At 48.0% G+C, this 7212-nt stretch carries 6 protein-coding genes; 4 read left to right on the forward strand and 2 right to left on the reverse strand.

From position 1 onward, the window contains the following. The first annotated feature begins 145 nt into the window (after positions 1 to 145). From RDN66_RS17585 to RDN66_RS17595, 3 genes are all read left to right on the forward strand, one after another. Entirely contained in the window at positions 146 to 1645 is a 1500-nt protein-coding gene (locus RDN66_RS17585; protein WP_202217971.1) for an aldehyde dehydrogenase family protein, read from the forward strand. Between the two features lie 183 nt (positions 1646 to 1828). After that, positions 1829 to 2275 (forward strand): DUF3290 domain-containing protein, encoded by a 447-nt coding sequence (locus tag RDN66_RS17590; RefSeq protein WP_202217972.1) that lies wholly within the window; start codon positions 1829 to 1831, stop codon positions 2273 to 2275. A 9-nt stretch (positions 2276 to 2284) separates the two neighbouring features. Next, positions 2285 to 2920 carry a DUF421 domain-containing protein gene (locus RDN66_RS17595; protein ID WP_308538080.1) on the forward strand — a complete coding sequence of 212 codons (636 nt, stop codon included), beginning with the start codon at positions 2285 to 2287 and terminating at the stop codon, positions 2918 to 2920. Between the two features lie 49 nt (positions 2921 to 2969). On the opposite strand, the gene RDN66_RS17600 is transcribed toward RDN66_RS17595, so the two are convergent. Together RDN66_RS17600 and RDN66_RS17605 are read right to left on the reverse strand one after the other, a co-directional pair. Next, complete coding sequence (locus RDN66_RS17600; protein ID WP_202217974.1) at positions 2970 to 3869, reverse strand: alpha/beta hydrolase; 900 nt, start codon at positions 3867 to 3869, stop codon at positions 2970 to 2972. 32 nt (positions 3870 to 3901) lie between these two features. After that, complete coding sequence (locus tag RDN66_RS17605) at positions 3902 to 4570, reverse strand: epoxyqueuosine reductase QueH (protein WP_072011465.1); 669 nt, start codon at positions 4568 to 4570, stop codon at positions 3902 to 3904. Positions 4571 to 5142: 572 nt separating this feature from the next. Here RDN66_RS17605 and RDN66_RS17610 point away from each other — a divergent pair. Then, positions 5143 to 7134, forward strand: coding sequence for an alkyl sulfatase dimerization domain-containing protein (locus RDN66_RS17610; protein WP_308538081.1), 1992 nt, complete (start codon positions 5143 to 5145; stop codon positions 7132 to 7134). The last annotated feature ends 78 nt before the right edge of the window (positions 7135 to 7212 follow it).

The following is a 7212-nucleotide window of genomic DNA, read 5'->3' on the forward strand; positions in this document are numbered from 1 at the left end:
TTACCTGTTGCACATTTCTGCCAGAGCAATCTGTTTAATTGCGGCGTCTGTCACAGCCGCACAAGCGAATGTCACAGAGACAAAAGCGCGATCTCCAGACCCGCCGTAGACTGAAATGACTAACCGCGAAGAATAAGGAGACGATATGTCCTCATCACAGGTAGCACTGCTCCCAAGCGTGCAGCAGTTTTTAGACCGTCAGCATGGCCTGTTTATTGATGGCGCGCAGCAGGCGGCGCAGAGCGAAAAACGTCTCACCGTCTGGGACCCGGCAACGGGCAAGGCGATTGCCACCACCGCGGATGCTAATGCAGCAGACGTTGACCACGCCGTCATGTCCGCCTGGCGCGCATTTGTTTCTCGCAGTTGGGCTGGGCGTACGCCTGCCGAACGCGAACGTATTCTGCTGCGCTTTGCTGACCTCGTTGAGCAGAACGGCGAAGAACTTGCTCAACTAGAGACGCTGGAACAGGGCAAATCCATCAATATATCCCGCGCCTTTGAAGTCGGCTGCACCCTGAACTGGATGCGTTATACCGCCGGGCTGACCACTAAAATTAGCGGCCGTACGCTGGATGTCTCCATTCCATTCCCGCAGGGCGCACGCTACCAGGCGTGGACCAAAAAAGAGCCGGTCGGCGTCGTTGCCGGTATTGTGCCGTGGAACTTCCCGCTGATGATTGGCATGTGGAAGGTGATGCCAGCGCTGGCGGCTGGGTGTTCTATCGTCATTAAACCGTCGGAAACGACGCCGCTGACGCTGCTGCGTGTGGCGGAACTGGCCATTGAAGCGGGCGTGCCGGAAGGCGTATTCAATGTGGTGACCGGCAGCGGCGCCGAGTGCGGCGCAGCGTTAACCTCGCATCCGCATGTGGCAAAAGTGAGCTTTACTGGCTCTACCGCGACTGGTAAACAGATTGCCCGCGTCGCCGCCGACAGGCTCACCCGCGTGACGCTGGAGTTGGGTGGTAAAAACCCGGCCATCGTACTGAAAGACGCCGACCCGGCATGGGTTATCGAAGGGCTGATGACCGGCAGCTTCCTTAACCAGGGCCAGGTGTGCGCCGCCAGTTCACGTATCTATATAGAAGCGCCGCTGTTCGATACGCTGGTCAGCGGCTTTGAGCAGGCGGTGAAATCGCTACAGGTGGGTCCAGGTATGCTGGAAACCACGCAGATTAACCCGGTGGTGTCTCAGGCGCACTGCGCCAAAGTGGCGGCGTATCTTGATGACGCGCGTAAACAAAACGCCGAGCTGATTACCGGCAACGTTGGCCCGGACGCTCAGGGCTTCTACATTCCGCCAACGCTGGTTATCAACCCAGACGCTAACCTGCGCTTAACTCGTGAAGAGGTGTTTGGCCCGGTGGTGAACCTGGTACGTGTCGCCGACGGCGAAGAGGCGCTTCGCCTGGCCAACGACAGCGACTTCGGCCTGACCGCTAGCGTCTGGACCCGTGATCTGACTCAGGCGTTGAACTATACCGACCGCCTGCAGGCCGGCACGGTATGGGTCAACAGCCACACGCTGATTGACGCCAACCTGCCGTTCGGCGGCATGAAGCAGTCGGGTACGGGGCGTGACTTTGGCCCGGACTGGTTGAACGACTGGTGTGAAACTAAATCGGTGTGCGTGCGCTACTAATTTGCACTCAACCGCGCCCTCTCCTTGATGGGAGAGGGCGGCCCTATCAAAACGAGGTGCTCTGCGAGTGACGTTCGTTTAAGCGACCCATAATAATTAGTTGTTAAAGAACTTCTGAGCATGGAGAAACAATGTGTTACTATAATTCAAACGGGGGTATGAGGATTCAGGGATTATAAATGTATGAGATTTTATGGCATCGATTATCTTCAAGCGCAGTCTAATATTAATGATTATTTAAAATACATCATTATATTTGGTGCGCTATTTATTCTGATTGTTGTTTTTAGCCTGTACATGCGTCATCGCTTGCAAACTAAATATCGTGACTTAACGATCATCGTCTTCTTGTTTTTACTATTCATTTCTGGTGTCCAGTATGCTGATTATACTGATAGCCAAAATTTCCACTCTCAATCATCGCAAATGGTTAATTTCGTTAAGTTGCTATCGAAAGAAAAAGAAGTGAACGTAAATACTATATTCTCGAGTTCAGTACAACTCTCAGATGGTATTATCGTTAAAATTAATGAAATTTATTATCGTGTTAACTTAAGCCCGGATCAGAAAACATACGGTTTAGTAGAAGTTTCGTTAGTAAACCCAGACATAGAAATCATAAAACACTGAGGAGTGAAAATGATAATTTATACACCTATCATTATAAAACTGGGCCTGGGAATACTGTGTCTAATTGTTCAAATCAACCTCATGGGGAAGGGGAATCTGGCTCCCTCATCCGCAATGGATCAGGTTCAGAACTATGTGCTGGGGGGAATCATCGGTGGTGTAATTTACAATGAATCGATAACAGTACTACAATTTGTTCTGGTGTTAATTATATGGACTTTTCTTGTCTTTGTTCTTAAGTTTTTAAAAGAGAACAATCGGCTAGTTAAGAGAATTATTGATGGCAAACCCATTACTTTGGTTCATAATGGCAGCGTAGATGTTAGGGAGTGTTTACGCAATGGCGTTTCTGCAAATGATTTGATGTTCAAATTACGAGCCAATGGCATTTATGAAATAGAACAATTAAAACGTGTCGTACTCGAACAGAATGGGCAGTTAACCATTATACAAAATGGTGATGAAAATATACGCTATCCAATTATAGTGGATGGATTGGCCAACCATGACCTGCTCGAAATCCTTAACAAGGACAGCGACTGGTTAGAAAGTGAAGTGACAAAACAAGGTTTTAGTAAAATCAGTGAAGTATATTTAGGTGAGTATTTATCGGGAAAGATTAATTTATATGGATATGAAAAATAATACCCAAAAGCAAATTAAGCTGTGGTTAATGTCCACTTCCGGCATGAAGTCAGACCTCGTCGTGAGGTCTCTCAAGATGCTGACGTATTTCTTCACTGGCATCAAAAATGCAGTCTAAGTGTTTGCTGTGCTCAACAATCCTGTGGAGTAAATTCGGGTTGCCGCATCCTGCTACAAACTCTGACATCTGCTTTGCGTCAAATAACTCATCATTCTCGGCAATCAGAACCGTTACAGGGAGCGGTAGTGCTGCAAGTTGCCTTGTGGGATGGTTCGGTGTTAAAGCATTCGCCATATTGACACTGTATCGCTGAACAAATTCAGGCCGTAATAACATGACCTCATTGGGGAAATTCAGCGTAACGGCAAAATGGTTGCCACACAATAATCCGCCACTGAGCGCATTGAGTATAAAAGGCCACTTGCTTACTGAGGCGAATGGAACCGATGTACTGTTGAAAATTTTGGCTGGCGCGAAAGGCCCAAACTCCGGCGCAAGTAGAATCAGACTGTCACTTTTTTGCGATGGGGTGTGGCGAGTGAAATAATTGATCAGCATTCCCCCTCCGCTTGAATGACCCAGTAGATGAACTCTGGCCCGGGGGTATTTCACGTGCAGATGTTCAAGAATCGTGTCGACATCCAGCCAGATTTGCTGTGGATTATCAACGCGCCCTTTATCACCCAACGACTGTCCGTGTCCACGAATATCAATAAGACACGTACAAACAGACCCTCGATGACTTATCTGATGAGCAAGGATATCGTAACCCGCATCTGAGTTGACGCCACCACCGTGATAAACGAGAAGCACATCCTCGACGGCATTTTCCGGCTCATAGAGGCGAATATGTAACCCGGCGACCCAATAGTCAGCCACATTTTTAGCATGCGGTAATAGCGAACTGGATTGTTGATGGCGGTCGTTAAAATGGATGAAATCAATCACGTTAAAATTTCCATGTGCAAGTACGCTAAAAATCAGTCTTGTTCTTCTTCTTTACCATAGTAAAGCTTACCGAGTTTGATAAGAGGGCGGCCCTGGGATTTGCGGTGCAGGTTGCTGTCACGCAGCGAGTAAACGCAGCCGCAGTATTCCTGCTGATAGAACTGCTCGCGCTTGCTGATTTCAATCATGCGCGAGGAACCGCCCTGTTTGCGCCAGTTATAGTCCCAGTACACCATGCCCGGATAATGCGCGGCGGCTCGCTGCCCGCAATCATTGATTTGCTGCATATTCTTCCAGCGTGAAATCCCCAGCGAGCTGCTAATCACGCTGAAACCATTTTCAGCGGCGTACAGCGCCGTGCGCTCAAAACGCATGTCAAAACACATCGTGCATCGAATGCCCCGTTCAGGTTCCCATTCCATGCCCTTGGCGCGTTCAAACCAGTTGTCAGTGTCGTAATCCGCATCGATAAACGGTATGCCGTGCTGTTCAGCAAAGCGAATATTTTCATTCTTACGAATGAGATACTCTTTCTGCGGATGAATATTGGGATTGTAAAAGAAAATCGTGTACTCGATGCCCGACGCCTGGATAGCTTCCATAACCTCGCCGGAGCAGGGGGCGCAGCATGAGTGCAATAACAATTTGTCCGCGTCGTTAGGGAGTTGCAGTTTTGGCCGCTCAAATTTAGCTATAGTCATCGGTCATTTTTTTATGATAAGAAAATTTGCGAAAATTGTAGCATTTATAAGGGCATTGTAAAAAAAATGATAAACATCAGGCGCGTGTCCGCTCGTGGCGCCAATCAGGCACCCCTTTGGGGCCGAAATCTGCAATGAACGAGAAGCAGACCTGTTCAGTAAGGTCAGCTAACTCACAAGAGCATAGAAGATGACTTTTTGATTTAATAGAATATTCACGCCACTATCCATTCCCTGGTCACGATTCATTACTTCCACTGATTTACTTAGTTTTTTTGCTTGTTTAAATAGAATGAAATAAAAATCAGCGCTAGTTCATGATTTATATTTCGTCAAATAATAAAGATAATGTGAAAAAATAAAGTGCTGTAAATTCAATCAAATACCTAATAATTTTAATTTTTAAGAATTACAAAGAAAGCCAACGTCAATTCAATGTATGAATTCAATTCCATAACATTGCCAAATGTAAAAAAGAGGCCAATCTTTAATAGTTAATTCCTGCAGATGATTTGCAGGCGTTATAGACGGGGATGCAACATTTGTTTATCACTAAGTCAATGAGGGTCGTAATGAAACTAACGCTTATTGTTAAAAGCCTAGCGCTGGCCGGACTAATGACAACCGTTAACCTGCCTGTTTATGCTGATGTTCCTGCGAAAGATGCTACCGACGCAACGAAAACTGCTAACGATGCGCTCTATAACCAATTGCCTTTTTCTGACAATACCGATTTTACGAATGCCCATAAGGGGTTTATCGCTGCACTGCCAACTGAAGTTATCAAAGGTGAGCAAGGTAATATCATCTGGGACCCACAGCAGTATGCATTCATCAAAGAGGGTGAGAAAGCCCCTGCTACCGTTAACCCGAGCCTGTGGCGTCAATCCCAGCTTATTAATATCAGCGGTCTGTTTGAGGTCACTGACGGTGTTTACCAGATCCGTAACCTTGATCTTTCCAACATGACCATTATTGAAGGTAAAGAGGGGATCACGGTTGTTGACCCTCTTGTTTCTGCGGAAACCGCCAAAGTGGGGATGGAGCTCTATTATAAAAACCGTGGTAAGAAACCGGTTGTGGCCGTCATTTATACTCACAGTCACGTCGACCACTACGGTGGCGTTCGCGGCGTTATTGATGAAGCGGATGTGAAATCCGGCAAAGTGAAGATTTACGCACCATCGGGCTTTATGGAAGCCGCCGTTGCAGAGAACATCATGGCCGGCAACGTAATGAGCCGTCGTGCAAGCTATATGTACGGTAACTTGTTGAAGCCTAATGCCAAAGGCCAGGTTGGCGCCGGCCTTGGAACAACGACCTCCGCAGGTACCGTCACGCTTATCGCACCGACAAATATTATTGAAAAAGATGGTCAGAAAGAAGTGATTGATGGCCTGACCTACGACTTCATGTTAGCGCCCGGCTCAGAAGCGCCATCCGAAATGCTGTGGTATATCGAAGAGAAAAAGCTCATAGAGTCCGCAGAGGATGTGACTCATACCCTGCATAACACTTACTCATTGCGCGGTGCGAAGATCCGCGAACCACTGCCGTGGTCTAAGTATATCAACGAGGCTATCGTTCGCTGGGGAGATAAAGCTGAGATCATCATGGCCCAGCACCACTGGCCAACATGGGGCAATGAGAACGTGGTTAACCTGCTGAAAAGCCAGCGTGACCTCTATCGCTACATAAACGATCAGACGCTACGTATGGCTAACCAGGGCCTGACGCGCGATGAAATTGCCGCCGACTTCAAGTTGCCAGACAGCCTCGCGCATACCTGGGCAAACCGGGGCTACTACGGTTCCGTCAGCCATGATGTTAAGGCAACCTACGTGCTGTACCTTGGTTGGTTTGATGGCAACCCGGCAACCCTTGATGAACTGCCGCCAGAAGAAGCGGCGAAAAAATTCGTTGATTACATGGGTGGTGCCGATGCCATCATCAAAAAAGCCAAGGAAGACTACGATCAGGGGAACTATCGCTGGGTTGCTCAGGTCGTCAGTAAGATTGTCTTTGCCGATCCGAAAAATCAGGATGCGCGTAATCTTGAAGCTGATGCGCTGGAACAGCTGGGCTACCAGGCAGAGTCTGGCCCATGGCGTAACTTCTATCTGACTGGCGCTCAGGAACTGCGTAATGGCGTACTGAAGGGGCCAACCCCTAACACCGCAAGCCCTGATACCGTTCGGGCCATGACGCCGGAAATGTTCTTTGACTATCTGGCGGTACACATTAACGGAGAGAAAGCCGGTAATGCAAAAGCAGTATTTAACATCGACCTGGGTAACGATGGCGGTAAATACAAGCTAGAGCTAGAAAACGGTGTGCTGAACCATACTGCCGATGCTGAAGCGAAAGATGCCGATGCAACGATTACGCTGGACCGCGCGACCCTGAATAAAATTATCCTGAAAGAAGAGACGCTCAAACAGGCTGAAGATAAAGGGGAAGTGAAGGTGGCTGGTAATGGGGCAAAGCTCGAAGAGATGCTGGGTTATATGGACAAATTTGAGTTCTTGACCTGCTCCCCGTTGATTAGTACACCCCGATGTTAGTAATGTCTTCATAAGCCACATGAGGACATCCCCATGAAGAAGCGTTTTTCCGACGAACAGATCATCAGTATTCTCCGC

Origin of the sequence: uncultured Kluyvera sp. (assembly GCF_902485085.1) — a bacterium.
Taxonomy (GTDB): domain Bacteria; phylum Pseudomonadota; class Gammaproteobacteria; order Enterobacterales; family Enterobacteriaceae; genus Kluyvera; species Kluyvera ascorbata.